At 48.9% G+C, this 26,157-nt stretch carries 25 protein-coding genes and 1 pseudogene; 13 read left to right on the top strand and 13 right to left on the bottom strand.

Features of this window, described 5'->3' with window-relative positions; all coding sequences use genetic code 11:
- Positions 1-35: 35 nt before the first annotated feature.
- The 11 genes and pseudogenes from D3H35_RS34630 to D3H35_RS05230 all read left to right on the top strand — a co-directional run.
- Positions 36-137: pseudogene (locus D3H35_RS34630) on the top strand (PEP-utilizing enzyme); the annotation flags it as partial.
- Between the two features lie 107 nt (positions 138-244).
- Positions 245-697, top strand: coding sequence for a VOC family protein (locus tag D3H35_RS05275; protein WP_119148075.1), 453 nt, complete (start codon positions 245-247; stop codon positions 695-697).
- A 211-nt stretch (positions 698-908) separates the two neighbouring features.
- Positions 909-1,475 carry a dihydrofolate reductase family protein gene (locus tag D3H35_RS05270; protein WP_119148074.1) on the top strand — a complete coding sequence of 189 codons (567 nt, stop codon included), beginning with the start codon at positions 909-911 and terminating at the stop codon, positions 1,473-1,475.
- A gap of 777 nt (positions 1,476-2,252) precedes the next feature.
- Positions 2,253-2,690 carry an NAD(P)-dependent oxidoreductase gene (locus D3H35_RS05265; protein ID WP_119148073.1) on the top strand — a complete coding sequence of 146 codons (438 nt, stop codon included), beginning with the start codon at positions 2,253-2,255 and terminating at the stop codon, positions 2,688-2,690.
- A gap of 308 nt (positions 2,691-2,998) precedes the next feature.
- Positions 2,999-3,898, top strand: a complete 900-nt coding sequence (locus tag D3H35_RS05260) for a polysaccharide deacetylase family protein (RefSeq protein ID WP_119148072.1) — start codon at positions 2,999-3,001, stop codon at positions 3,896-3,898.
- Positions 3,899-4,232: 334 nt separating this feature from the next.
- Positions 4,233-4,994 (top strand): nucleotidyltransferase family protein, encoded by a 762-nt coding sequence (locus D3H35_RS05255; protein WP_119148071.1) that lies wholly within the window; start codon positions 4,233-4,235, stop codon positions 4,992-4,994.
- Positions 4,995-5,007: 13 nt separating this feature from the next.
- Positions 5,008-5,571, top strand: coding sequence for a DUF6602 domain-containing protein (locus tag D3H35_RS05250; protein ID WP_119148070.1), 564 nt, complete (start codon positions 5,008-5,010; stop codon positions 5,569-5,571).
- Positions 5,572-5,774: 203 nt separating this feature from the next.
- Positions 5,775-6,599, top strand: a complete 825-nt coding sequence (locus tag D3H35_RS05245) for a hypothetical protein (RefSeq protein WP_119148069.1) — start codon at positions 5,775-5,777, stop codon at positions 6,597-6,599.
- A 5-nt stretch (positions 6,600-6,604) separates the two neighbouring features.
- Positions 6,605-6,958 (top strand): hypothetical protein, encoded by a 354-nt coding sequence (locus tag D3H35_RS05240; protein ID WP_119148068.1) that lies wholly within the window; start codon positions 6,605-6,607, stop codon positions 6,956-6,958.
- Positions 6,959-7,223: 265 nt separating this feature from the next.
- Positions 7,224-8,231, top strand: a complete 1,008-nt coding sequence (locus D3H35_RS05235; protein ID WP_119148067.1) for a YecA family protein — start codon at positions 7,224-7,226, stop codon at positions 8,229-8,231.
- A gap of 432 nt (positions 8,232-8,663) precedes the next feature.
- A complete protein-coding gene (locus tag D3H35_RS05230; RefSeq protein WP_233567771.1) occupies positions 8,664-9,095 on the top strand; it encodes an IS110 family transposase in 432 nt (143 codons plus the stop codon).
- Between the two features lie 370 nt (positions 9,096-9,465).
- On the opposite strand, the gene D3H35_RS05225 is transcribed toward D3H35_RS05230, so the two are convergent.
- From D3H35_RS05225 to D3H35_RS05200, 6 genes are all read right to left on the bottom strand, one after another.
- Positions 9,466-9,948: a YhcH/YjgK/YiaL family protein gene (locus D3H35_RS05225; RefSeq protein ID WP_119148066.1), complete on the bottom strand. Its 483-nt coding sequence runs from the start codon at positions 9,946-9,948 to the stop codon at positions 9,466-9,468.
- A gap of 46 nt (positions 9,949-9,994) precedes the next feature.
- Positions 9,995-10,831 carry an SDR family NAD(P)-dependent oxidoreductase gene (locus tag D3H35_RS05220; RefSeq protein WP_119148065.1) on the bottom strand — a complete coding sequence of 279 codons (837 nt, stop codon included), beginning with the start codon at positions 10,829-10,831 and terminating at the stop codon, positions 9,995-9,997.
- A 28-nt stretch (positions 10,832-10,859) separates the two neighbouring features.
- A complete protein-coding gene (locus tag D3H35_RS05215) occupies positions 10,860-11,771 on the bottom strand; it encodes a dihydrodipicolinate synthase family protein (protein ID WP_119148064.1) in 912 nt (303 codons plus the stop codon).
- Positions 11,772-11,812: 41 nt separating this feature from the next.
- Entirely contained in the window at positions 11,813-12,652 is an 840-nt protein-coding gene (locus D3H35_RS05210) for a carbohydrate ABC transporter permease (protein WP_119148063.1), read from the bottom strand.
- Positions 12,653-12,666: 14 nt separating this feature from the next.
- Positions 12,667-13,557: a carbohydrate ABC transporter permease gene (locus D3H35_RS05205; RefSeq protein ID WP_158593955.1), complete on the bottom strand. Its 891-nt coding sequence runs from the start codon at positions 13,555-13,557 to the stop codon at positions 12,667-12,669.
- 94 nt (positions 13,558-13,651) lie between these two features.
- Complete coding sequence (locus D3H35_RS05200; protein ID WP_158593954.1) at positions 13,652-15,025, bottom strand: ABC transporter substrate-binding protein; 1,374 nt, start codon at positions 15,023-15,025, stop codon at positions 13,652-13,654.
- A 331-nt stretch (positions 15,026-15,356) separates the two neighbouring features.
- On the opposite strand from D3H35_RS05200, the gene D3H35_RS05195 reads away from it, so the two are divergent.
- Together D3H35_RS05195 and D3H35_RS05190 are read left to right on the top strand one after the other, a co-directional pair.
- A complete protein-coding gene (locus D3H35_RS05195) occupies positions 15,357-17,033 on the top strand; it encodes a sensor histidine kinase (protein WP_147355745.1) in 1,677 nt (558 codons plus the stop codon).
- Complete coding sequence (locus tag D3H35_RS05190; RefSeq protein WP_119148059.1) at positions 17,014-18,615, top strand: response regulator; 1,602 nt, start codon at positions 17,014-17,016, stop codon at positions 18,613-18,615. The genes D3H35_RS05195 and D3H35_RS05190 overlap by 20 nt, the downstream gene beginning before the upstream one ends.
- 162 nt (positions 18,616-18,777) lie before the next feature.
- Here D3H35_RS05190 and D3H35_RS05185 read toward each other — a convergent pair whose 3' ends face one another.
- The 7 genes from D3H35_RS05185 to D3H35_RS05160 form a co-directional block, all read right to left on the bottom strand.
- Positions 18,778-19,038 (bottom strand): hypothetical protein, encoded by a 261-nt coding sequence (locus D3H35_RS05185; protein ID WP_119148058.1) that lies wholly within the window; start codon positions 19,036-19,038, stop codon positions 18,778-18,780.
- Complete coding sequence (locus D3H35_RS05180; RefSeq protein WP_119148057.1) at positions 19,035-19,352, bottom strand: MTH1187 family thiamine-binding protein; 318 nt, start codon at positions 19,350-19,352, stop codon at positions 19,035-19,037. Before D3H35_RS05180 ends, D3H35_RS05185 begins: the two co-directional genes overlap by 4 nt.
- A gap of 79 nt (positions 19,353-19,431) precedes the next feature.
- A complete protein-coding gene (locus tag D3H35_RS05175) occupies positions 19,432-22,260 on the bottom strand; it encodes a VWA domain-containing protein (protein ID WP_119148056.1) in 2,829 nt (942 codons plus the stop codon).
- The gene (locus D3H35_RS05170; protein WP_158593953.1) at positions 22,244-24,205 is read right to left on the bottom strand and encodes a vWA domain-containing protein; all 1,962 of its coding nucleotides are present in this window, start codon (positions 24,203-24,205) and stop codon (positions 22,244-22,246) included. Before D3H35_RS05170 ends, D3H35_RS05175 begins: the two co-directional genes overlap by 17 nt.
- Positions 24,206-24,260: 55 nt before the next feature.
- Complete coding sequence (locus D3H35_RS05165; RefSeq protein WP_233567774.1) at positions 24,261-24,995, bottom strand: DUF58 domain-containing protein; 735 nt, start codon at positions 24,993-24,995, stop codon at positions 24,261-24,263.
- Complete coding sequence (locus tag D3H35_RS32075; RefSeq protein ID WP_233567770.1) at positions 24,926-25,171, bottom strand: hypothetical protein; 246 nt, start codon at positions 25,169-25,171, stop codon at positions 24,926-24,928. The genes D3H35_RS05165 and D3H35_RS32075 overlap by 70 nt, the downstream gene beginning before the upstream one ends.
- Complete coding sequence (locus D3H35_RS05160) at positions 25,168-26,157, bottom strand: AAA family ATPase (RefSeq protein ID WP_119148054.1); 990 nt, start codon at positions 26,155-26,157, stop codon at positions 25,168-25,170. The genes D3H35_RS32075 and D3H35_RS05160 overlap by 4 nt, the downstream gene beginning before the upstream one ends.

Genomic DNA, 26,157 nt, shown 5'->3' with positions numbered 1-26,157 from the left:
AGAAAAATGATTTTTTCAACTCGGAGGTAAAAAATGGCTTGCCGGCATTTGTCGGAGTGGATAATGCTACCAAGCCGATAAAAGACGGGCAACGAATTCGCGTCTATGGAACAAAAGGGTTTATCGAAATTTTGTAACGAAGTAGCGGCGCCGATCGCTTCTTCGAGAGTGAAAGGAATTAGTAATTAAATAGAATATGAAGATGATCAGGTAATAAATTTGTACACACAAGGAGATAAAAATTATGAAAGAAAACAAATTACTAAGAATGGACAATGTTGGCATCGTTGTAGATTCTCTTGATGACGCAATTTCTTTCTTCGAGGAGATTGGCTTGAAGCTCGAAGGGCGAGCTACTGTCGAAGGTGAATGGGCTGGTCGCGTAACCGGGCTGGGTTCACAGTGTGTAGAGATTGCTATGATGGTTACCCCAGATGGCCACAGCCGACTTGAACTCTCGAGATTTCTCACCCCACATACTATATCAGATCACCGGACTGCTCCTGTAAATTCCCTCGGTTATCTACGCGTCATGTTTACAGTTCAAGACATTGACGAAATGGTATCCAGACTCACTAAGTATGGTGCTCAGCTCGTTGGCGAAGTGGTTCAGTACGAGGACTCGTATCGGCTCTGCTACATTCGTGGAATTGAAGGACTTCTAATCGGTTTGGCGGAACAACTCGGTAATAAATAACTGACGTTTAAAAGAAGACTTAACTGAAATATACATTGGCATTAAGCTAACGGGCAGACTTGCGCAACATTGTTGTCTTCAAAAAAACTCAGATTTCTACTTGAACCTTACGTAACGTAATGATTTATAGTGAACGTAACAACAAGACGAAGCACAGGCCAACGGCCAAAAAATCGAAAAAAATAAATTCGAAATCGAAGGAGATACAGACATGAGAAAACTCGTATTGTTCATGCATGTGTCGCTAGACGGGTATGCGTCGGACTCGAACGGAGGACTAGATTGGATTCCGTATAACGAGGAAATCGAGAAATACGCCGAGGAGGTCGTAGCCGAAGTCGGCTCTCCCATATACGGACGCACGACGTATCGGATGATGGAGAGCTACTGGCCCACGGTGCTGGACAATCCGAATGCGTCGAGGCACAGTATGGAGCATGCCAAATGGGTGCAGGATGTTAAGAAGATCGTCATTTCCGGCACGATGGACAAGGTGGAATGGAACAATACGGTGCTGATCAAGGACAATATCGCAGAGGAAATCAAGGTACTCAAGGAGCAACCCGGCAAAAATCTCGTTATCTTCGGCAGCCCGGGAGCGGCGAAGACGCTGCTTAAGCTCGGGCTGATCGACGAATTCCTGCTTACAATTTGTCCGGTCGTCCTGGGCGGCGGAAAATCGGTATTCGACGGCGGCCAGAAAATCAGGCTCAAGCTGCTGTCCAGCCGAACGCTCAAGTCGGGCATTATCGCGGCCCGCTATGAGTTGGAGAAATAGCGGTACAAGGTGTTCCGCTAACGAAGAATGATAGCTCAAACGGCAGCCGACCAGAAGATCGGGTGCCGTTTTCATTGAAAAGGCAGGATGGTAATCAGATTTCGCAACTATCAATGGATTTAATAGACTTATTTAAAGCATTGTCGTCATGGAACGAACACTAAGCCTCCCTATAGACATATGTATAAAATACTATATATTCTATAGTTATAAGTTTGATTGACGATGCCTTGCTACAACTGCATTCTCATATAATGTGTCACATGATATTGGCGCGTCCCGATTTTATATAAGGGAGAGGCCTTTTTTTATTGCCATAGAGCAGTTGTTAAGGGGAATTATGGGAAGATATTTTCATCAATACTGTCCTGAGGGAACCGCCAGCAAGTATCGTCTCATAGTATTCGATGATGAGAAGCAGGCGTTTCTACCTCTCACTGATTACTATCAGTTAAGCTGTTCTTAGCTGCCGCCAAAGGCTTTTATAAGACAATGATTCTTCTTAAGCTATATAGCCACTCTAATCCATTAGTCGAATTCATTTTAAAGATCGAGAGGGAATAAATCCAAGTGATCGTCCAAAAATGCCACAAGCAGCAAGCACGGAAGATCCTCTCACGCATCGTAAGCAAACAGAGCAATACATTGCGCAGAACAATAAGCTCTGGTTGAAGGAGGAATTCGAAAAGTACAAGTAATACTGCTTGTGGCGTTAAGCTAACGGGCAGGATAGCTTAATCTGAGTAAGTACATCAAACTCCTTCTGAAGGCGTTAATATGAAAATCGTTGTTATCGGGGCAAGTGGTGGTACTGGTCGCCGTGTTGTTTCAAATGCATTAGATCTCGGACACAATGTGGTCGCTTATGTTAGACAGCCAGATGCTTTGCAGCCAAAGTCTGGATTAGATATTGTTGGAGGCCAACTTCATGAAATAACGAAACTCCAAAAAGCAATCGAAGGGGCGGATGCCGTTCTTTGCTGCCTTGGTCCCAAAGTGAGCTTGAAAGGATTTTTATTTCCGCAAAGTCTTATGCAGACCAATATCCCTTACATTATTCAAGCTATGAAACAAGCTAAAGTGGAACGCTTAGTCTTGCTCTCAGCATATGGAATAGGTATCCACCAAAATACAATCCGTAAGAACCCAGAACTTCATAACCATTTCCTTAAGCACAGTACTACTAAAGCTTATAGGCCTCGCAAAAGGTCATAAAAGAAGATCGTGACATAGATCGAGTCAGACAGCGTTATATGCAGCTAACTAAGCCAGAATTGGTTGATTTGCTAATTCGGATGGAACAGTATATTGCATATCAGAATCAGCATTGGCTTAAAAGTGAATTTGAAAAGTTTTTAATCGAATGACTATCCAGCTATTTACTTTCCAGACGATTAGTGTATAATGCCAATAAACCAATACTTTCCTCTAATAAGAGGGGGCACAACACCAAGTTGTGCCCCCTTATTTATTTCCATAGAGGACTGTTCGGTAACAAATCAAGAGGTAGGAGGTAGTTAAGAGTGATTCAAGAATTAGGGTTTAGTCCAACTGATCGAGTAGTCATAATTAATGCGGATGATTTGGGAGTGACGCGTTCCACGAATCAAGCTATTATGCAAATGTTCCAAAATAATGCCATTACATCAACATCAATAATGGTTCCGGCAGATGCTGCTCTCGATGCAGCCCTACAATGTACAAAGGGAAAGGCAATGAATGTCGGAATACATATAACATTGACCAGTCACAAAAGTCGTTTCTATAAACCAATAAATAATCTAAAGAAGTTTTCTAGTTTAACCAATGAACATGGATACTTCTACGATGAGGTATGCGATTTTGAAAAAAATGCAGACCTAGATGAAGTAAGAATAGAAGTCGAGGCACAAATTCAGACGGCTATTTCATTAGGAATAGAACCAACTCATTTAGATAGCCATGCAGGGAGTATTTTAGGCCTTTATAATAATCGCGATTTTTTAGAAGTTATTTTTTACTTATGCCAAAAGTACGCGCTTCCATTTTGCTTACCGATCCGGATATTGGAACACCCGAGTTTTAGCTCAGAACAAAAACAAATGTTTAGACAAAGGATTCATTTAGCAAATCAACTTGGTGTCCGATTGATTGACGATATAGCAGGACTTACTTATCATTTTTCGAGCGATGAAGGTTATGAAGGAGCAAAAAAAGAATTAATAAAGCAAATTAATAATCTGAAGCCTGGGATTACACAAATCACTACGCATCCAGCTATTGTATCGGATGAATTAAAAGAGCTGACAAAGTTTTATGAGAATCGTGAAATTGAGTATCAACTTTTTAATGATCCTGACGTGAAAGAACTGATTAAGAACCAAAATATTAAGTTGATATCATGGAAAGCAATTCGTGATCTTCAGCGGAACAGTTTAAAATAACCGCCGCTGTTGATCAGACACCGACTTAAAGAAAAAGCTAATCAAAACGCCGCTGATCTGAATGGGGTTGGCGGCCTGGCAAGGGAATAAATCAATTCATATACATATGTATAAAATACTATGTATTCTTTATTGCTATTAAATGCGATCTTTTATTGATATCACGGGTTCTATTAATAGAGTGTAACAATATTAGTGGGGGAGATATTAGAGCCCTGCTTTTTTGTGTTGATGTTTGTCAGATAATGTAGGGTTTTCTGATATAATATGGAAATGGGCGATGAATGGCTTTATCTATAATGGGATCTCATGCAATAGTAAAGGGGGATGAGTAATGTCTGACGCTTACGTACTTTCTGTTGCAAACAAGTACCGCATCAATTCAGTGATAGATCCAAACATCCAGACAAAAGTGATCAATCCGTTAAATAGAATCATTATTCAATGGGCGGGTAGTTGCCTTAACAACGTTTATTTATCCGGATCTAGATTAAAAGGAACTGCTATTACGTTGTCATCTGATTTTGACCTGTTTATTTCGCTCAAGTCAGATACAGACAATACTCTAAAGGAAATTTATGAGTCTTTAAGTTTCAGTCTCGAACAAGCTGGACTTGAAACGCGAAGACAGAATGTTTCCCTTGGAATAAATGTTGGAGGTAATCAGGTAGATTTGGTGCCAGCAAAAAAACGATCTGGAAATACAAATTATCATAGTCTTTACATCAGTAAGCGTAATACGTGGACTCAAACGAATGTAGTTGAACATGCCAATATAGTGAGGGTCTCGGGTCGGAGCACCGAAATAGTATTGCTTAAGATATGGCGAAAGTTGCATGGTTTGTCTTTTCCATCGATTTACCTAGAGTTGACCGTGATCAAAGCATTAAAGGGTGTGAGTCGCAATGACCCAGCAAATAATTTCTGGATATTGTTGCAATATCTTCGCGATGAATTTGTAGATCTTATAATCATCGATCCTTGTAATTCGGCAAACATTATTTCAGATGACTTATATAAATATGAAAAAGAGGCGATCCGTAAGCAGGCTAGGGATAGTCTCTCGCAAAAATATTGGAAAGACATCATATGGTAGGGGAGGCTACGATTTGAACAATAGAGTAAATATGAAGGAATTATTCTTAGGAATGCAACAAGAAATGCTTTCAAAATTAAACACCATACGGAAACATGTCACACATTCTGGGACGAAAGGAAATGCCACCGAATTGAGTTGGATTGAGTGGCTTGGAATGTATTTACCCAATCGCTATAGTGTGGATCAAGCCTTTGTTGTGGACTATAAAGGCAACAGAAGTGATCAAATAGACTTGGTAATCTACGATAAACAATACTCGCCTTTTGTGTTTTTCCAGGATGGTGTTAAGTTTATACCAGCCGAGAGTGTATATGCTATTTTCGAAATAAAGCAGGCACTGAATAAGGAACACATTCAATACGCTGCGGAAAAAGCTGAGTCAGTCCGGGCCCTTCACCGTACATCTGTGCCTATTGTACATGCCGGAGGCACTTACCCGCCAAGACCCCTATTCAACGTTATTGCTGGTCTTATTACAACTTCCTCTGACTGGAATCCACCTTTCGGAAAACCGTTTGAGGAATCGATGGGGCGCTTACTCCGTGTCAGCATCTTAATATCGGTTGTACACTAAACGGGGGCTCATTCCTTTTGAGTCCCGACGGAACATTCGAAACAAGTTCAGATGAAGAAGCTCTGATATTCTTTTTTATTAAATTGTTCACCCAGCTGCAAAACCTCGGTACGGTCCCTGCAATGGATATTGATTTGTACAGCAGTGCATTGGATTCAATTTAGAAAAGTAGCCTATGATAAAAATGCATTAGGGAGGGTTTTATGAAATCAGATCACGAATTTTACTCTACACGAAAAGGTATAGAGAAGGACAAATTGAACTTAATGGATTTAACTGAAGTGTTTCAAATAATTCTCCACGAGCTGACCCAAGAGAGATATTTCGCAACTTTCTACGGTGATAATGACAACTTTGACAACTGGACACCGGGAATTGCTGGACGAAATTTCGAGGCATATTGTTTATCTGTAATTGGTAGAAGAATTAAAGATCCATTTTATCAAGATTCATTGAAATACAGTGAAACAGATCTATTTGATTTAATTGAGCTCTTGCATCGTAACATTGAATTAAAATGGAGTATTGCATTTTCTAAATTTGAATTTGAAAGCATAGAACAAGCCAAAGAGCATTCTCAATCAGTTTTTAGAGATAAGATAAATAAACAACTATCAAGGTATGGAATAGGCTGGGAACTCACTCGAGAAAGTTTTATTCGTGAAATTATCGCGACTGAATTAAGTGAATTAATTGATAATATTGCTGCATATGGTGATGAAGAAAATGTTGATAATCGAATACGTCGCGCAATAAAGGAGTTTTTTAGATATGGAGCCACTGATCTAAGTAAAAAGGGGGCACTTATTGAAATTGGTGGTGCACTAGAAATAATAAGAAAAGAAATTGAAAGTGCACTTCCTATAGAAGAAGCTGCTATTTTTACGATCCTAAATAATTTTGACTTAAGACATAATAGAAAACTAAAAACTAGTGGTTATGACACATCTATTTATTACCCCTGGATGCTATATACTTTCTTAGCCACATTTGAAGCCTTTGTTAAGATACGTCAAAGAAGTAATTAAAGGGCTTGGAGGACTACCAGCTTGAAAACTACGTTGAAAAAGCCTATTTTTTATCAGAAGAAACAAAGGAAGCAATTTTGGAAGACATCAAATTCACATTGCAAGTAGGTAAGCATAGACGGGATAAAGAATTTGAATGGTCCATACGGAAAATTAGGAACGAAACGGTGCATATTGAAGCGAATTGGAATCAACTCATGACGGAACAATTTGATTATCAGCGGATGACACTGCACCTAATAAATCTGGCCATACGTATCCATAACGAACAACAAAATTATCAGCCTGTTAAGGAAAAACAAATACGGCGCTTTCCAAAGGTGGTTACCCGCATTAATGAGCTCTCCCGCGAGGCGTAAACCACTATATCTCCCCAAAAAAAGGAGCAGACAGGTCCCCTTGTTGTCTGCTCCTTTTATATTGATCATTACTAAAGAAAATCATATAATTCTCCTCATCATTTACAGCATTTCAACGTGATTTCGTCATGCAGAAACTATAGAAGGCATAGAAGGGAGAACCTGTCAGCGCTATGCACGGTACCGATTGCGTGCACTAGCAGACGGCCGGCACCGCAGCGTGGTCCACGTAACTGAATTTAAGCTATTAGAAAGAGGAGATAAAATGAGAATTGGAAGAAATGAGAAATGTCCCTGTAAGTCAGGGAAGAAGTTTAAAAATTGCTGTATAAATGATCCTAAGTATACTGAAACACAATTAAATAACGGAATCCCTAGAAAATATATGAGTGAGTTTGCGCTTCACACATATTCCTCACAAGTAACTATTGTCTCCCCAAAGTTGTTAGAAAACGTAGATGTATCAAATGCTAGTTATCATATATATATGATTAATAAAATTAAAAGATTGAGTTTTGTAGAAAACAGTATTAAAGTGCTTGATACTCATGTGGAAATTCAGATAAAACATGGAGGAACTTTAATTGATAAAATTGAAATTATTGAGATACCGCTGCACGACGATATTGTTAGTTATGAATTTGAAAGTGACAAAATATTGGTTATGAAAGATGGATATGGTGGAGGTCTTAAAGCAGATATTCTTTGGCTATACTCAACCTTTTCTAACGAAGAACTGGTTTGTGAGGTATTATATGTTGGACAATCATTTGGAAAAAAGGGGGATCGGGATGCATTACTAAGGTTAAAATCCCATGAAACTCTTCAAAAAATACTGGTTGATATTTTATATGAAGACATTAACTACGAAGTAGCAATTACTCTGTGGGAGTTTACACCACGCTTAATAGCTTTAATCGATGGACGAAATGGTTTTTTGGTTTCCGCTAAAGAAGACAAGCAACATTTTGAAAAAGTTCTATCAGCTCCAAATATTAATATAGATAATCAAATTATCAATGTTACAGAGGCAGCATTAATTAATTATTTCAAACCTAAATATAATGATAAATTCAAAAATAACTTCCCTGATATAACACATAAAGGATATACGTTTTACTATAATTATGACTATAATGCTATTGCAGTAGAATTAGACCCATCTTGTGTTAATATAAAGATTCACTCTGAACATACAGGATATAGTCAATTCTCCCCTGTGGAGTATTTGTTAAATTCGGAAGAGAAAAGAAAATCTATGTTTAACTTATAAACTGTACTAAAATAATTATATACTTCGTCTTGTAACAGTGAATTAGAATTGGAATTGTCATACTTATTTAGCTAATGGAAATGATAGGCCAATAGAGCAGGTGCCTCCTAGCTCTACAGGCCGTTACAAAAGCTCTCCAATGTTCGCTAATGGGGGGCTTTTTCGTATTATCAGGTCAGCCAGAGATTACTGGTTGGCCTTTTTTATTAGATGTTTTAAGATGGCGGTAGCCGGGAGAACGAGGGGCTTTTTGGGGTTTGACCCCGTCAAAAAAACTGTTCTCCCACTACTCCCAAGCTGGTTGAGGCCGTCGACCTCGTATCACAAGCGAAGCTATGGGTTTGGAACCATCGTGGGATTGCCGGCTAAGTTCACATCAGGAGGGAATGGCATGGGACCGGTTATCGGATTGGATGTTTCTAAAGGAACTGCGTGATTCAAGCGTTTGTTAAGCGTAACGAGGCGTATGGGAAGTCGGAGACCATTCCGCATTCGGAAGCTGGATTTAGCAGGCTAGGAGAAATTATTAACCAGCTTAAGGAGCGTACGGACATGGAGTCCGTTGTCATTCTCGAGGCAACAGGTCACTATCATCGCATTGTGGTCGCGCATCTAACGAGTATTGGGGTTAAGCATTTCATTATCAACCCGCTTTTGTCTAAGCGCACAAAGAGCGCACAACTCCGAAAAGTAAAAACAGATGCAGCAGATACTTGGCATTTAGCCGAAATGTATTATCGCGGCGATGTAAAACCACATCGTGACTGGGAAGCGTGTTTCACGGAACTTCAGCGCGTAACAAGGCAACACGAATTCATTACCTCGGTATTAGTTGTCACTGTATATAAAAACTATTCAATGTAATCGGTTATGCTAAATAAAAGCCAACACTGATGGTCGTGTTGGCTTTTATTTAGCATATTTAATTTCACTGACTGGACAGTGGGGAGTTGCAAAATGATAAATGATATTTCTAAGCACTATAAATCCAAAGTCATATTGTGTAACAACATTATAAAGCCATTGATCCATATGGCTCTAAGCAAGATTGAATACATATGTATAAAATACGGGTTTTGTGTAAAAGTATATAAGGAGAAAAAGCGAGTTAGTTATAACTCGCCTTTGTCTAGTGACATAAAGATTATCCTTTTATGGACATGAAGTTTCTCTCTGTTTCTCTCTGTTTCTCTCTGTTAGTTGCTTTTGAGTCAGCCCCTCATTTACTCGCGCATTATTCCTTTTCGAGCAAGATCAGATCGATCTTTACGACCGCCTTTTTGATCCGAACCGGAGCTTCAAGGCAGACGCACGGGCGATGCAGCTCGTCCGGAAAGAAAATCGCAAACTTGCCCGGCCTTAGGATCAAGCCAATTTCGTCTTCCGGATCCTCGTATAACGCGTAATCCTTAGCGTCCAGCTCGTCTTCGCAGCTGAGGTGGCTCACCGACTTGCGAGCGTACCCGATCCATTCCTCTCCTTCGATCAGAAGCTGAATATCGACGTATCTGCGATGGGATTCCGGCTTCTTGGCCGTCTTTGGCGCCGTGACGGACTCCTGCACGAGTAGGAACAAGCGATCACCGTCCCATTCGTACTTCCCCGGTTCCATGCCTTTAAGATCCGTTCTCTCTAAACGCAGCAAAGCATCGCGCAAAACGGGATGAAGCGCGCCGAACTCTCCTGTCTTCGTCATTCCGGTGTCTCCAAATATCATCAGCGTCTCTCCGTTTTCTCAAGTCCCTTATTCACAGGCTTCCGTTCTACCACGAAGTCAAGCCGCCATCAATGACCAAGTTATGTCCCACCGTGTAATCGGAAGCTCCGGAAGCCAGATAGGCAATCGAGCCTTTCAGGTCGATCCGATCCCGCCCCATTCGTCCGAGCGGAACCAGCTTCGTGTAGTTTTCGACGAACCGTTCAGGCTGCTGACGGTAAAATCCTCCGGGAGATATGGCGTTCACGTATATGCCGAACGGCGCGAGCGATACGCCGATCCCCTTAGTCAGATTGATGACACCTGCTTTGCTGGCGAGATAATCCGGTACGGTCGGAGACAGTCCGGAGCCCGGATAAATCCGCAGATCGCGCCCGACGATTCCGTCGATGGAGGCCATGTTGATGATCTTCCCCGAGTGGGCTTTCTTCATATAAGGAGCAACGGAACGGCAGCCTAGAAATACGCTGGTCAGATTCGCGTCCATCGTATACTTCCAGTCTTCCAGCAGCCGCGTCTCCAGAAATTCGAACGAAGGATCGTCCTCGATAGTCTCGGGTACGACGGACACCTGGCGTCCTCCGGCGTTGTTAACGAGAATGTCGATCTTGCTGTACCGGCCGATGAGCTCGTCCACCGCCCTTTTCCAGCTCGCCTCGTCGGTGACTTCCAACTCGATTCCGACGACTTCTGATCCTGTATCCTTAGCGAGAAGCGCCGCCGTGGCGTCCGCCTCCTCTTTCCGCCTCCGTGTGACCGCGACGGTCGCCCCAAGCTCCGCCAACGCTTCGGCCGCGTCGTAGCCCAAGTTGCTGCCTCCCGTTACCAACGCAACCTTGCCGGTGAGATCGAACAGCGTCTTTACGTTCACTCTCTCGTTCATCGTTCAGCGCCTCCTTCGCTTACGTTGCTTAACTGATATTCAAAAACGGGAACCGAGCAGCCGTCTCGCGAATATCCGCGCGCTGGGCGTCGCTCAGCTGTTGGATCGGCTTTCGCGGAAGCCCGGTATCGAAGCCCTGCAGCCTGAGTATCTCCCGTTCGAAAGCGATAAAATCGTACTTCATCAGCTCATTGATCACCCTGTTAACCTCGTATTGTACGGCCCTAGCCTCGTCGATCCGGCCTTGCCGGAACAGCCGATGCATCTCTACGAACTTGGCCGGCATAATATTGTAGGTCGAGCCGATCGCCCCGAAAGCGCCCATCGCCAGACCCGCCAAGCAGCTTTCGTCCGGGCCGTTGAAGACGAGGAAATCCTCGCCGCAAACGTCCATAATCTGTTGCATCTCGTAAGTGTTCATCGAAGTAAACTTCAAACCGATAATGCCGTCTACAGCAGACAGTTCCCGATAGAAATCCGCCGACTGCTTGGATCCCGTCATATCTGGAAAATGGTACGCGATGAGCGGAATGTCGGCAGCTTCCGCAATATCGATATAATGCCGCTTGATTTGCTCCGAGCCGTGCTTGTAATAAAACGGCGTAACGGCTGACACCGCCGTAGCTCCAGCTCCGTAAGCATGCTTCGTCAGAACGACGGCGGTCGCCGTATCCATGGCGCCGACGTGGGCGATGACGGGCACCTCGCTTTTCACCTCGTCCATGACGATTTCCAGGAAGCTTTGCCTTTCCTCGACCGTCTGAAGAAAGCCTTCGCCCGTGCTGCCGCTCAAGTAAAACCCGGCGACTCCCTGGGAGATCAAATGCCGAACTAACTCGCGCGTTCTCTTGTCGCTAATCCGGCCGTCATCTTCGTAGGGCGTAATAAGAGCGGGAATGATGCCTTGCAGCTGCACGTATTTTTTTCGGTTTGAACTCATAAGTGTATGCTCCTGTCTTTAGTAGATTGGAATTAACCCCATTAACCTTTAATTCCTCCGGCAGTTAGGCCTTCGATCAGCAATTTCTGAATGAGCGAGAAAATCAGTATGATCGGCAGAATGACGATGACGCCGCTGGCGAGAATGCCTCCCCAGTTCGCGGCCCCCATGCTTTCCATCACTTCCGCGATGCCGACCTGAACGGTCTTGGCGGCCAGTGAGTTGGTCAGAATCAGCGAATATTGGTAATCGTTCCATCCGAGGATGAACGAATATAAGCTAACCGATACCAACCCCGGCAGAGCCATCGGAACCATGATCTTAAACAGCGTCTTCAGCTTGCCGGAACCGTCCATGTAAGCTGCTTCTTCCAGCTCCTTAGGCACACTCTTGAAAAATCCGCTCATGATCCATACGGCCACCGGTATCGTCATCGTGTTGTAAATGAGCACCAGCACCGTCTTCGTGTTCAAGATCGAGAAGGCGGAAGCCAGCTTGTACCATGGGATCATGATGAGCGGACCTTGGATCATCTGTGCGAGCACGAACAGCACGATAACCAGCCCGATTCCCGGTACTTTGAACCTGGCCAGGCCGTATCCGCTTACACAGGCGATAAGTCCGGTGCAGAGCGCCGTAAGCGCGCACACGATGATGGAGTTGGACAGCAGCTTGCCGATATTCATCCCTTGCTCGCCGGTTGCCCACACGTAATGCTCGAACGTGAAGTTCGAGATCAGCCAGGTGGGTATCGAAGCGAACATCTCTTCGGTGCTCTTGAACGTCGTATCCACCAGCCACAGGAAAGGAAAGAGGGTGAACAGCATCAGAATCGCCAGACTTGCGTATTTGAACGTACGGAACGAAAGCGTCTCTCTCATGACTTCACCCCCTTCTATTCGTTATCCCTGCCGAACAGCCCTGCGTAGATCGCCACGAGGACGAGCACGAATAGCATCGACAGCGTCGCGATGGCCGACCCGCGTCCCAGATCGTAATAGACGAAAGCATTCGTATAGACGTACGTCGGCAAGATGCTCGTCTCGAAGCCCGGCCCTCCGTTGGTCAGCGCCCAGATCATCTCGAACTTCGTCCATGAAGAGACGATCGAGACCATGCCCGTCACGTACATGATCGGCTTCAAGAGCGGCAGCACGATACGAACAAGCCGTTGCCAACCCGTCGCACCGTCTACCTCCGCGGCTTCCATCATTTCCTTGGAGATGCCCGTCAAGCCGGACAGCAGCATTAAAGCAATGTAGGGAAAGCCTTTCCACACGGAAGTCAGCAGCAACGCCGGCCACACCCAGAAGTCGTCGCCCAACCAGACGATGCTTTCCCGGATGATGCCCCACTCGGACAAGTAATGGTTGGCGATTCCGTTATGCCCGTCGTAAATCCATTTCCATACGATGCCGATGATGACTACGGGAGACACCCACGGCACCATCATCAACCCCCGCCATAAGCCCCGGGATCGGATCTTCGCGTTTAATATTAGAGCCGCCGGAATGGCGACCGCGAATTGGAACACCGTCGAGCCGATGACCCAGACGAGGCTGTTCCGCATGATTTTCCAAAATCTATCGTCTTCCGTTAGGAAATAAGTGTAATGGTCGAGTCCGATGAACGACATCGCTCGGTTCGAGATCAAGGAATAGTCGAACAAGCTCAACCGCACCGTCTCGAACAGAGGATAAAACTGAAAAGCGACCAAATAAAGCACGGCAGGCGCCAGCAACAGATAGCCGAAGCCGTAAGACTTAATAAACTTGCGGGTTAGCATGGTGTCTTCTCCTCTCCCCATCCCCGTTAGCGTGAACAAGAAAGGGGACTCCCGGTCGATCGGCCCTCGGAGCCCCCCAGACTGCTTTTTTTATCTACTTGGCGTATTTGGCGGTGACGGAGTCGATGCCTTTCTTGATCTCGCCGTACGCTTCTTCCGCATCAAGCTTATTCGTCAGGAATTTGACCATAATATCCTGTACGACCGTCTCCATCTCCGGCTGACCGACGATCGTATTCATCGGTACGCCCGACTTGTCGACCATGGCAAGGAAATCCTCGATGACTCGCTTGTGTCCGTCGATCGCTTTGGGATACACGTCTTCCGCTTTTTTGATGACTTCGTCCAAGCTCGTCGCTTTCTCCGCCGAAATGTTTAGAATGGCTGCTTGCGTGCTGTTGAACTCGGGCGACAGCAGCTCCTCTATTAATCTCCATGCGACTTCCTTGTTCTTGCTGCCCTTGTAAATGCCGAATCCGGAGTTCGCGACCGGCGTCTTGGCCGCGGAGCCCGACGGCCCCTTCGGATAAGAAATCGCGCGGGAAACGTTGATGATATCCGGATTGATGCTGTACACGTTCGCAGAGAAGAACGTGCCAGCCGGGATCATGCCGACTTCGCCGTTGCTGTAGGCCCGAAACATTTCCGGGTATCCCCAGGTCAGGTGCGCCTTAGGTTGGAACGCTTCCAGCTTTTTGAAGTGGTTCAGCAGTTCGATATACTTCGCTTTACTCGTCTCGGACGTGTCCGATAGGAGCAGATCGTTGCTGTAGCCTGCCGTAAACGGCACGCGGAACGCGAAACGCGCTACGCCGAGCGGATAGCCGAAGCCATACTTGCCGTCCTTGGTCATCAGCTGAGCCGCTTTCTCCACGTCTTCCCACGTTTGCAGCTCTTCCAGCTTCATTCCGGCATCGTTCAGCATTTTCTCGTTGACCATCAAGTTAAACGCGTTTGCCGTGGCGGGAGCCGCATAGATTTTGCCATCGATCGTCGAGTAATCGAGCGTGCCCGGAAGAAAATTGTCCGGTTTTACGCTAGTGGTCTCGCGCTGCATGTAAGGCGTCAGATCCTCAAGTCCATCCATCTGCACGAAGTTCGTGACATCCTGGGTCGTGGCGATGTCGGGAACGTCACCCGTGCTGATCATAACGGATATTTTCTTCTCCATGTCCGCCCAGGATAAGTACATGTACTCGATGTTGACGTTCGGATACTTTTCTTTCATGGCCGTTTTGAAGTTTTCGGCGAACAGCTTCTCGGATTCGGATGTGCCCGGGTAGACGAAGCGTATGTCCGCCTTTACCGTTTTCCAATCGATCTCTGTACCGGAGCCGCCGCTTCCGTCTGTCTGGCTGCTTGTCGGGGAAGCCTCCTCTTTATTCCCATTGGAACACCCCGCAAAAACCAGGCTGATTGCCAACAGAGACCCCATCCATTTTGCCGCTCTCGCCTTTCGAATGCTCATTCTTCCGCCCCCTGTTGTCAGTGAATTTCGTTGCTTGCCCATTTATCATAGTCTCTCCCGCCGCCGCCTCACAATGAGACAACTTCAAGATTTGGTGGACTGAATCTAGAAGTCTCGACCCGAATGCCGCGGGCAATTGTCACCCTATTTTTTTTCTGATAAGCTTCCACCATAAGCATCCGTGTATGACAACAGGAGTTGAACCGAGCATGAAGCTGTTCCAGAAGCTGCAAACGAAAATATTCCTCTACTTTATTCTTGTCGTTCTCATCCCCTGCTTAGCCTGGGTATCTTCTCCTACTTCAACTCCACAAGCCTATTGGAAAAACAGGTGATCGGTCATCAGCACCAGACGATCGGCCTGATTGAGAATAACATCAAGATGATGCTGGACGATGCCCAGGATATCTCCTCCTATATCATGAACAACGAGACCTTCCAGAACCTGCTGAACCAGCCGAAGCCGGAAGAGTACAATCGCGCGCAGCAGACGATGCTCAGTTATTTGTCCAATCTGAAGACGGCCAAGAGCTATATATCCTTCATCATTGTCTACGGAGAGAACGGGTTTGTCTTTCGGGACTTCAAGGATTTCTACCGGGAAGTGGTTCCCTACCAGCAACTCAACGAGTCTCCGACTTACATCGCCACGGCGGCCAAAGAAGGAGAAGCCAATTGGATGTTCTCAAGCGATCCTCTATTCCCGTATTTACAGCAGTACAACGAAGTGATGGTAGGCCGGCGGATAACGAATATTTACGACTCGGAGGAAAAGCTGGGCATGCTCTTCATGGGCATCGGCCGCGAAGCGTTCCTCGCCTCCATTCAGGATGTCGAACTCAGCGACTCCACTCAGCTTCTGCTCGTGGACGACAATTACAATCTCGTGGCCAGCAATCAAAAAAACCGGGACGTCGATTACTACCGGGAAAGCGATCTCGAATTCAAAAAAAGGCTGATCCACCCGGGCGACAATCCGGTCATTCGCGTGAACGGTCAAGATTTCTATATCTCGACCGCGAAGGTGGAGCCTTACGAGTGGATGGTCGTCAGCTTGACGCCGCTTAAGGAAATCCGCGAGCAGCATCAGGTGCTGCTGAAATTCACGTTGATCGCTTCGGTGTCCGTTATGCTAATCGTCGCTTTGCTGTCCATTTTCCTGTCCCGCAACGTCACTTCGCCGATCCGGAAGCTGCTGCGGTCGATGAACGACTTCAAGCGGGGCGACTTCAACCAGAAGGTGGCGGTCGAATCCAAGGACGAAGTCGGCCTGCTGACGCAAAAATACAATCAAATGGTCGCCGAGCTGAACGAGTTGATCCAGAAAGTGTACATTAGCCAGACCAATCAGAAGATGATCGAACTAAAGACGCTTCAGGCGCAAATCGAACCGCACTTTCTCTACAACACGCTCGACTACATCTTTCTGAATTCCAAGATCAACGGAGACGACGAGACGGCGGAAGTCGTCCGGTCGCTCAGCCAGCTGTTCCGCATCTCGCTGAATCGGGGAAGCGATTATTACAGCATGGAGAACGAGATCAATCAGATCAAAGCTTACGTCAACATTCAACAAGCCCGGTTTCCTAGCCGCTTCAAGGTCGAGTACGAGATCGATCCGAAGGTGGAGCCTTACTTGACCTCCAAGCTGCTCCTGCAACCGATCGTCGAAAACGCGATCATTCACTCGTTCGATCACAAGGAGAAAGGCGAAGGCGTGCTGCGCATCTCCGGCGGCCTATCGGAGGACGGCATCGTCTTCGTCGTCGAAGACAACGGCAAAGGCATGACAGAGGAACAAGTGGCCGCGCTCCTGCAAGTATCTCCGAACGGCAGCGGGGGCTACGGCATTAAGAATGTCAACGAGCGGCTGACGATGCTGTTCGGCGAGGAATACCGGCTTCGCATCGCGAGCAAGATCGGTAAGGGAACGACCGTCACGATCCGGCTGCCGATCATTCACAACGAAGAGGAATGGGTGAGCTTATATGAAAATCATGGTCATTGACGACGAGCCCATCGTAAGCGTCGGACTGCGCAAGCTGGTCCCTTGGGAGGAGCACGGCTTCGAATGGCTGGGCGCTGCGGAAAACGGCATGGAAGCGCTGCGCATGATCGAATCTAAACCGCCGGATTTGATTATCGTTGATTGTCGGATGCCTATCATGGATGGACTCCAACTGCTGAGGGAAATCGGTTCTCGCCAAATCCCGATCAAGTCCGTAATCCTTAGCAGCCACGACGAGTTTATGTACGCGCAGCAGGCGCTTCAGCTTGGGGCATCGGATTACTTGCTAAAGCCGCCCGACCTCGATCGGTTTCTGGAAGTCATTTTGCGCGTGAAGAAGGAATGGGAAACCGAGAGAGCGCTTAAGCAGCAGATGAAGGACAACTTCCCGGTCATGGTGGAGCGGTTTCTTCACAGCATCGTCGACGGGACGCGGCAGAAGGAAGACATATTCGTTGAGAAAACGAAGTATTTGCGCCTTCCGATCCATCCCGGGCCCTTTCGTGTTTGCCTGCTGGAAATCGAGGACGAGACGGGAAGTCTGGATCGATACTCCGTGGAAGATCATCACCTCATCCACTTTGCAGTCGCCAACATCATCGAGGAGACGTTCGGGGAATGGCACGCCAAAGCGCTGCTTCAGGAACAGTCCCGCAGGTTCATCCTTCTGTTGAACGACGAAGACGGGGATGCGGAACAGCCGACCACCCTCCGTTCGCTGCTGAAGCAGTTGATCGTCAATCTGCGGACGACCTTGAAGCTTGGCGCTACCGTCGGCGTTTCAAAACGTTATCCCCTCCTGCTGAACGATTGCAGAAGCGCCTATGAGAACGCAAAAACCGCCCTCCGCTACAAATATTACACGGGCGCGAATCAAGCGATCTGTATGGACGACCTCGACAGCGGCCCGGGCCCGACGGACGCGGGAAGCCAGAATCGTTCCGCCGTGAACGAGGAGGATCTTCTCATGTCGCTGCGGGTTTGCAACGAGAACGACCTGGATGCCTGGCTGTCGTCGTTCATCGCGTTTCTGAAAAGTCGGTCGTTCAACCAACATGAAACGAAGACGTTAAGCCTCCAACAGATGATCGCGTCGACCCACGTTCTCGCGGAGATGCATCCGCAGCTGCAGCTGGACGAGCTTCTGTCGGCCGACGACATCGCGAGGATCTTCCGGGCCAACACGATCGAGGAGCTCTCCGGCCTGCTGCGGGAATTTCTGTACGGTTTGCTCGCGACGACGCAAAGCTTGCGCAAGTCTGGGAAAAATTCCGTCGTCGAAAAGATTAAAGCCTATATTCAAGACAACTACGCCCGCAACCTGACGCTCGAGACGATCGCAGCAGAGGTGTTCCTCTCTCCGGTCTATCTCAGCTTCCTGTTCAAGCAGGTCGAAGCTATGAATATTACGGATTTCATCACGCAGGTGCGCATCGACCGAGCCAAGGCGCTGCTATTGACGACGAACAGCAAAACCTACGAAATCGCCGGACTCGTCGGTTACCAGGACGACAAATATTTCGCGCGCATTTTCAAGAAACGGGTCGGCATGACCCCGTCGGAATTCCGATCGCAAAGCTGACGCAACAACCGCTAATCAAACAGACCTATGCGCAAGCGCATAGGTCTCTCACAGAGCCGGACGTTCGGGCCATCACATCCGGTTTCCCCTTTATTCGTGGTTAGCCCGCCACAAACATTTAGTGATTACCATAATAATAATTATGTTAACTTTACCGTCACTTCACGAATCCCGAGTTTTCCTCCAAATCAGCTGCAGCACCCACACGACCGTCGCGATGACGTACAAAGGTGCGACTACGATGATGAGCATGGCGAAATCGGCCAAGTCGTCCCAGCCGGTATTATCCTGCAATACGGAATACAAAAAGATTAAGAGGCCGATGACATACAGAGCGACCGGCCACCATTTGCGCCGCCATGCCGCCAATGCCGGAAACAGCAGCAGTATCGCCCAAATCGTCGCATATCCGACAGCGCTCATACCGATCCCTCGTTTCGGCGTTTTTTGACCGATTCCAATTTTTGCGCCATCGTCCCTGCTTTGTCGCGCCTGTCGTCAATAGTAATACTTGTGGAAACTCTCCAAGCGCCCTGCTCGAACGGCTTTTCGTGAAGCTCTTTCACGACGCGAAGAAGAACGTCCAGATCGCCTTCGATTATCGTGCTCATGGGAGTCAGCTCGTAATGAATCGACTCCTTCGTCTGATCCAACACTTGCTGCAAAGCGGCCACATAGCCGCTTAGGCTTGTCGTTCCGGTCCCGATAGGTACGACGGTTACTTGTACGATAGCCAACAGCGATCACGCTCCCCGCAAAAGTATCTTTTTAGTGATTCTCTCCTAGTATACCGAAAGATTCGCTTTTGCGGCTATTCTACTCTCTTCTATTCGAACGTTTCTTTGCTTCAAGCAGTCGGTTGATCGAATTGGAGGACGGCATCGGCTGCGAAATCGGGCTGTTCGACGGATCAACGGAAGTCGGAGTTTGCGCCTTCGTTACTACCGGCTTTTCGGCAATATGCGCTTTTTCCGATCTAATCGGATCGTTGCCTGCATAAAACTCGCCCGTACGCTGCTTACGCTGCTGTAATCGAGAGATTGCCGCAATCGGTTCGGCCGCTTTCGTTTTTGTCTTCTCTCTATAATTAATGATATTAATTATTCGCGTGGTAAATCTTCTCCAAGGAACGGATATTCTTCTAATCGCAATGTCGACTATCCATAACAGAATGGCCGCTACAAGGAGGCTTCGAGTCACATCGTGCAGATTTCGTCGAACCGTAAGCGCTCCTTGAAAAGCATCTTCCGGACGTGACGGATCGATCACTCTTCCGCCGGTAAGATCGGCGAGCTTGGCGAGCTTGTCCGCTCCACCGCCATCCGTAAGACGGTATTCCGGCGAATAAGGAACGACGAATCCGGCGACAGAGCCATTTTGGCCGTTTCCCGAGCCGATTTGCGTCAAATACACGCCGGGTCCTGCAATCGGAACGGAGCCGGTATATTCACCCGGAGCTACCGGTATCGGGGTGATGTCGGCCCGGTTTCCCTGTTCATCCGTTACGATCGCGCTTAAGTTCGCCGTACCTCCGCTTCCGGAAGACGTTTCGCGTATTCGCAGCTTTGCTTCGCCGCCAGTCCAATCCGCCTGAACGTCATAGGGACTGCCCGAAAATTGAGGGAACGTCCATTTGAGCCACTGTGTGAACAAGTCCGGAAGCTTGCTCCAACCGATCCAGTCTTTTGCCCACTTGCCGGTCAAATCGCTCGTCCAGGCAACCGTTCTGCCCGACCCGTATTGCCATCTGGCCAGCAACGGATCTCCCATCGGAGTCAAGAGAACCGTTTCGGCGGTTTCTTTGGCCGTCGTTGCGACATAGGCGTCAACAGCCGGAATTCCTTCGGAGAAAGAAGAAGCCCAATTCCCAGCTTGGCCGATTGCAGGAATGAATCGGTTTTCCACGATGTACGTTCTCGACATAAGAGTCGTTTCCCGGCTGAAAATCGCCGGCAGCGTGCTTTGATCGTTCGAAAAATAAAATCTTCCTTTGGCATCGTTGGCCAATCGCTCGAGCAAGACCGTATCCGCTCCGTCGCCGACTGCTACCGTAGACATCGTAATGTCGTTATCGACCATCGTACTCGTTAAATTCGAATACCCCGGATTGCTGGACGATTGCCCGTCCGTGAGAAGGATGATGTGCTTTCTTTGCGCGTCGACGTCGAGCATTCGGGCAAGAGCGGCATTAACGGCTTCGTATATTTCCGTTCCGCCGTTGGGCTGTATCCCTTGGATAGCGCTAACGACGCTCTCCCTTTCGGTCAGCTTCGTCGGCTCCATAACCCACCAAGGCGAACCGTCGAACGCGACGACGCCGACCGTATCTTGATCGCGCATCAGCTCGACCGTTCGCAGCGCAGCTTCCTTGGCCAGCTCAAGCTTTCCGTCCGCCATGCTGCCCGATTTGTCGATGACCAGAATGAGTCCAAGCGAAGGCATCTGGCGCTTGCCCTTCAAATCCATATAGACGGGCAAAGCTTTTTCAACGGGAGTCTTAAAATATCCTCCGAGTCCGTAGCTTTCCTTGCCTCCGACCATAACAAGTCCAATTCCGTAATCGCTGACCGCCGCGCCCAAATTGCGCATAGGTGCTTCCGCGATGCGCGTAGCGGGAACGTTGTTCAGAACGAGACTGTCGTACTTCGCGTAATCGGCCAATTCTACCGGAAGCTGTTCGGGAGCAATGACATCGAATGGAATCAAGGAGGCTTGAAGCGAAGCCGTAATATTGCCCGAGCTTTCAGGTTCGCCTTCGATAACGAGAACACGCGGAGGTCCGTCCACTCTGCTGAAAGCAAAGGCGGTATTGTTCTCCGCTCTTTGGTCGTCGGCAGCGTAAATTTCCGCACGGTATCGATGCAATCCGGTATCGATTGCAACGCTCTCTAATGCAAAACGATTTTCTCCTCGCTCCAAGGCGACGGTTTCGCGCACTTTCTCGGTCTCGTCCTCGTATAGGCGAAGCTCCGCTTGACCGGCAAAAGAGCTCGTTACTTTTATTTCGAAGGAAAACTTCTCTCCGGACTTCAAAGAGGCCGGCACTTCCAGAGAATCGATTGAAGCGTCGTTTAACTGCTTTTTCGGAACGCTGACGACGTCAACGGCGATACCGAGCTCCTTCAGCCGTTTTCCTTGCCGAAGCAGGTCGCCGACGTTTTCTTCGCCGTCCGAGAGCAGCACGATCCGACCGCCTCGTTCGAGGAGACCGGCTCCAAGCTGAATAGCTCCGGCGGCGTTGCTGAACGACTTGTTGACGTTAGTGCGCAGGGAAAAGGATTGTTCGCCTTCCTTGGACAATGCTCTATCAACGGAGGCATTCAATCCGAATGAAACGACAGCTGCACGGTCATCGTTCTCCTTGGAAGCGATTGCATCGCCGATCCAATCGGCCATTCTGTCATCGGAGTTCAAGCTTGCGGAACGATCCGCTGCAAAAACGACATCCCTTTGTTCCATACGGACATAGGGCGTCAATCCGGAAACTAACGCTACCAGCAATAGCAAAATAACCGAGCGAACAGCTATTGAAGCAATTTTTCGGCCGCCCGTCAATCTCGGCGTTTTGGCCAGCATCCATAGAATGAAACACGTACAAGGGAGAAGCAGAGTTAACGCCCAAGGATGATCAAATTGCAGTCCCACGCCGGTACACCCCCCATTCGGCCGCCATCAGCAGCAACAGAAGCGCCGCAATCCAAGGAATGATGGACTTGCGATAGTCGGCAGACTTTTGATCGATGTCGTGTGTGCCAGTCGTAGAAGGACCGATAGGAAGGGCGTTCGCTGGATCGCTATTCAATCGAAGCTCTCCTTCTTCGGGGGCGGATACGACCGACAACAACCGGCTTGCCACCAATTGCTTGCTCTCGTCATATTCGGCGTACTTGTACAAGCCGGGCACGGCGGGTGCGGGCTGCTCGCTCGACAAGCTGCCGCTCTCCAGGCGAACGGCCTGCTTCGGATTGGTATTCTCGTTCTCGTACGAGTCTTCAATTCTAACCGGAACCCATTCCGCCGAATTGGCCGACAAATGATGCTGCAAGTCGATTCGCTCGTTAGCGACGGATTGTCCGAGGCTTGCCGTCATGCCGCCGCTCATCCAATCAGCCGCTTGTCCGATCAGAATCGGAAACTCGGAACGCAGCGGCAAGTCGGAGTCATGCAGGTCGAACGCGAAAACGATTCCCGGCTTTCCGTCGCTTTTGCCGGCATATATAGCGGGTACGCCCCCATAGGTGACGACAGAGTCGCCGAGGCCGAAGGAATCGGCTTTCACCAAGCGGGAAATATGGGTTTCCCCGAACGTCAAATAGCGCGTTACCGGATGATCCCGTACTACCGGACCGCTGCTGTCGGGCGTTGCAGCCTTGCCGTTGGCAGGCGGAGATTCGGCCGACCAAATGCGCCAAATCGGCTTGGAGGATAGCAATCGTTCCCAACCTTTCAAGCTTCGAATTTTATTCTCGTCGCCTCCGTCAAGTATGACCCAATCGATCGCTTTAGCGAGTTCTTCATCGGGCTCGACTCGTTCCGGATCGGCCCAAACCGTCTTCACTCCCGCAAGCTGGAGCGCTTTGTCCAGAAACAGATTGCCATGGCCGACAAGAAGCGCGCGTCGTTCTTCACCTCCCGATGAAGGAAAAGCAAAGGCAACGTTATCGGCTGCGTAACCGTCCGATGCTGCGATCGAAGCCCGATAATACTCAGCCGAAGTCAGCTTGTCAACCGTGTATGAGCGCTGCTCGCCGGGTTGGAGCGTATAATCGAGCTTATACGGATTGTCGGCATCGACATCGGCCTCAGCAGCAGCTTCAACCTTGAGCGAGCCCGACTGAGCGGACGCTCCCCGGTTAATAAGCGTAACGACGGCGGATTGTCCGTCCTCATTCGTCAACTGTCGCACTCCAAAACCGGCAATTGCCGTATTATTTGCGACTCCATCGAGTTGAACGACCTTCAAGGGACTGGCTGTTGCCGGCAAAGATGCTGACCGCAGCCTTCCGTCTGTATATAGCCTGATTTCTCCGTCGGTTTGGTTCCTTAGAATCGCATCAGCGAGCGAAAGAGATGCGCCGACATCCGCGTTTCCGAAATTAAGCGGGATGCGGTCGATCGCTTCCAGCAATTCTTTGCCGTTCGATTGACCGGACACGACGACCTCAGGATCCGCTCCGGTCGTAAGCAAAGTTACGGACATCGAGGAAGCTTGCTCGGACAGCCAATCGCGAAGCGTATGCTTCGCTTGCTCGAATACGGTGCCGCCTCCTTCGGCCGTTAAAGCTGTCATGCTGGCCGAATTGTCCAGTACGACGGCAATGTGGCGGCTGCCGTTCGCTGCCGCGCCTCGCAAGTACGGCCCCGTCAACGCCAAGACGAGAAGCGCCGCTACTAGCAGCTGCATGGCGAGCAGAAGCTGCCTTCGAAGCCTTTGCCACGGACGATTCGCTTCCTGCTCGCGCAATGTGCGTCTCCACAGCAGACTGCTCGCAATTTGCGTATCGGTATACTTTTTTTTCAAAATGTACATGAGCGCGATTAGCGGCAAAGACAGCGCGAACCACAGGGATGCCAACGATTGAAAAAACACGGCTCCGCCTCCTTCATGCCGTTGCTGCGTCATGCAACGATTTCAAGTTAATTAACTACATTAATAATCCTTCAGAAAGCAGCGCTCTTACAGCGGTATCCGCTACAGGCACCGACGTATCGACTAACAAATAAGCAAAACCTCTCTCTGCGCACAATTGCCGGATCGACTCGGTATGCTCCCGAAGAACGGCATAATATGCAGCCATGACTCCGCGGCCGATAGCCACTTCCTTGGCAGCCCCGGATTCCGAGTCGATAAGCTTGAGTTCGCCGGAGAGCGAGGGGGCAAGCTCATCGGGACTGAGCAGCTGCACAAAGACGAGATGCTGTCTGGCGGATGCGAAGGCGTTCAAGGTTTGTTCAAGACCCGAACCGTACAGCCCGTCCGTGAACAGCCACGATTGGCCCGGCTTGCGAGGAAGCGCGCCCGGTTGCAGGAAGGCATCGCTCAAATCGTCGCTGCCGATCCGATCTTCAGAGTTGTCCTCCAATCGGCGTTCGAAATATTCGAACAAACGACCGGCGGAGCCCTTCCCTCTTATCGGCGGCAGCGTTGCCGTCATACGGTCGGCAAATGAATGTGCGGATACAAGATCCTCCCCCGACAAAGCGGAGTAGCCGACGCACGCAGCCAACCGCAACGCGCAGGCTAGCTTGTTCGGGCCGCCGATCTCGCCGAACCGCATCGAACGGCTTTCGTCGACGTAGAGGCGGACGGTCAATTCCTGTTCGTCCCAATATTGCCGTATGAACGCCTTCCCCGTCCTGCCATAGACGTTCCAATCGATTCGGCGAATATCGTCACCCGGCGCATACGGCCGGAAGTCCGCGAACTCCAGGGAGCTTCCAAGCAGGCGGGATCTTCTTTTTCCTTGCAGCGTCCCCGTACCCGCCCTTTGGAGGCAATCGTCAGACGCTCAAGCTTGCGCATCAGCTCCGCTTCCAGAAATGGCGGCTTACTCATCGCGTCGCTTCGACCGCATCGATCGCGGCCAAGGCCAGCTCGTCCGGGCTTACGCCGGCTGCTTGGCCTTCGTAGCCAAGAACGAGACGGTGCCTTAACGCGGGAATTGCGACCGAACGCACGTCCGACCAAGACACGTGAAGTCGCCCCTCCAGCAAAGCTTTCACTTTTGCTATGGAAATGATAGATTGAATGCCTCGCGGACCGGAGCCGTATCGCACATAACGGACAATCGCCTCGGGAGCTCCCGCCTCCGTCGGATGAGTCGCCATCAACACGCGAACGGCTAGATCGAGCACTTCGTCCGAAACGAGAACTTCCTTGGCATAACCTTGCAGCTTCAGAAGCAGATTGGCGTCTGCGATCGTCTGAGCCTGGGAGAGCGACGGCGAAGTCGTTCGTCGTACGATTTCCTTAAGCTCTTCGGGTGTCGGATAGGTAACGTTGATTTTCAGCAAAAAACGGTCCAGCTGCGCTTCGGGGAGAGGATACGTTCCTTCCTGCTCGACAGGGTTTTGGGTCGCCAATACAAAGAACGGAGCCGGAAGAAGATGCGTTTGTCCTCCGGCCGTCACCGTACGTTCCTGCATCGCTTCGAGAAGCGCGCTCTGCGTCTTCGGCGTTGCGCGGTTAATTTCGTCGGCCAGAATGAGATTGCCGAATATCGGACCGGGCTGGAACCGATAAGAGGTTTGACCCTGCGGCCCGAATTCGACGAGCTGCGTCCCTGTAATGTCCGCAGGCATCAAATCGGGCGTAAATTGGATACGAGAAAAACGTAAATCCAGTGCGTCGGCTACTGTGCGGACGAGCATCGTTTTGCCTAGCCCGGGAATGCCTTCAAGCAGAGCATGTCCGCCGGCAACGACGCACCATAGCAATTGCTCGACCACTTCGCCCTGGCCTACGATCACGCGGCCGACTTCTTGGCGCAACGTCTCGAATTGCGCGATCGCATCTTCTAACTGAGCTTTCGTTTCGATCAT

The sequence above is a fragment of the Cohnella faecalis genome (genome assembly GCF_003570905.1).
Classification (GTDB): Bacteria; Bacillota; Bacilli; order Paenibacillales; family Paenibacillaceae; genus Cohnella; species Cohnella faecalis.
The sequence above is the reverse complement of the archived record's forward strand: the minus strand, read 5'-3'. Positions and strand labels throughout refer to the sequence as shown.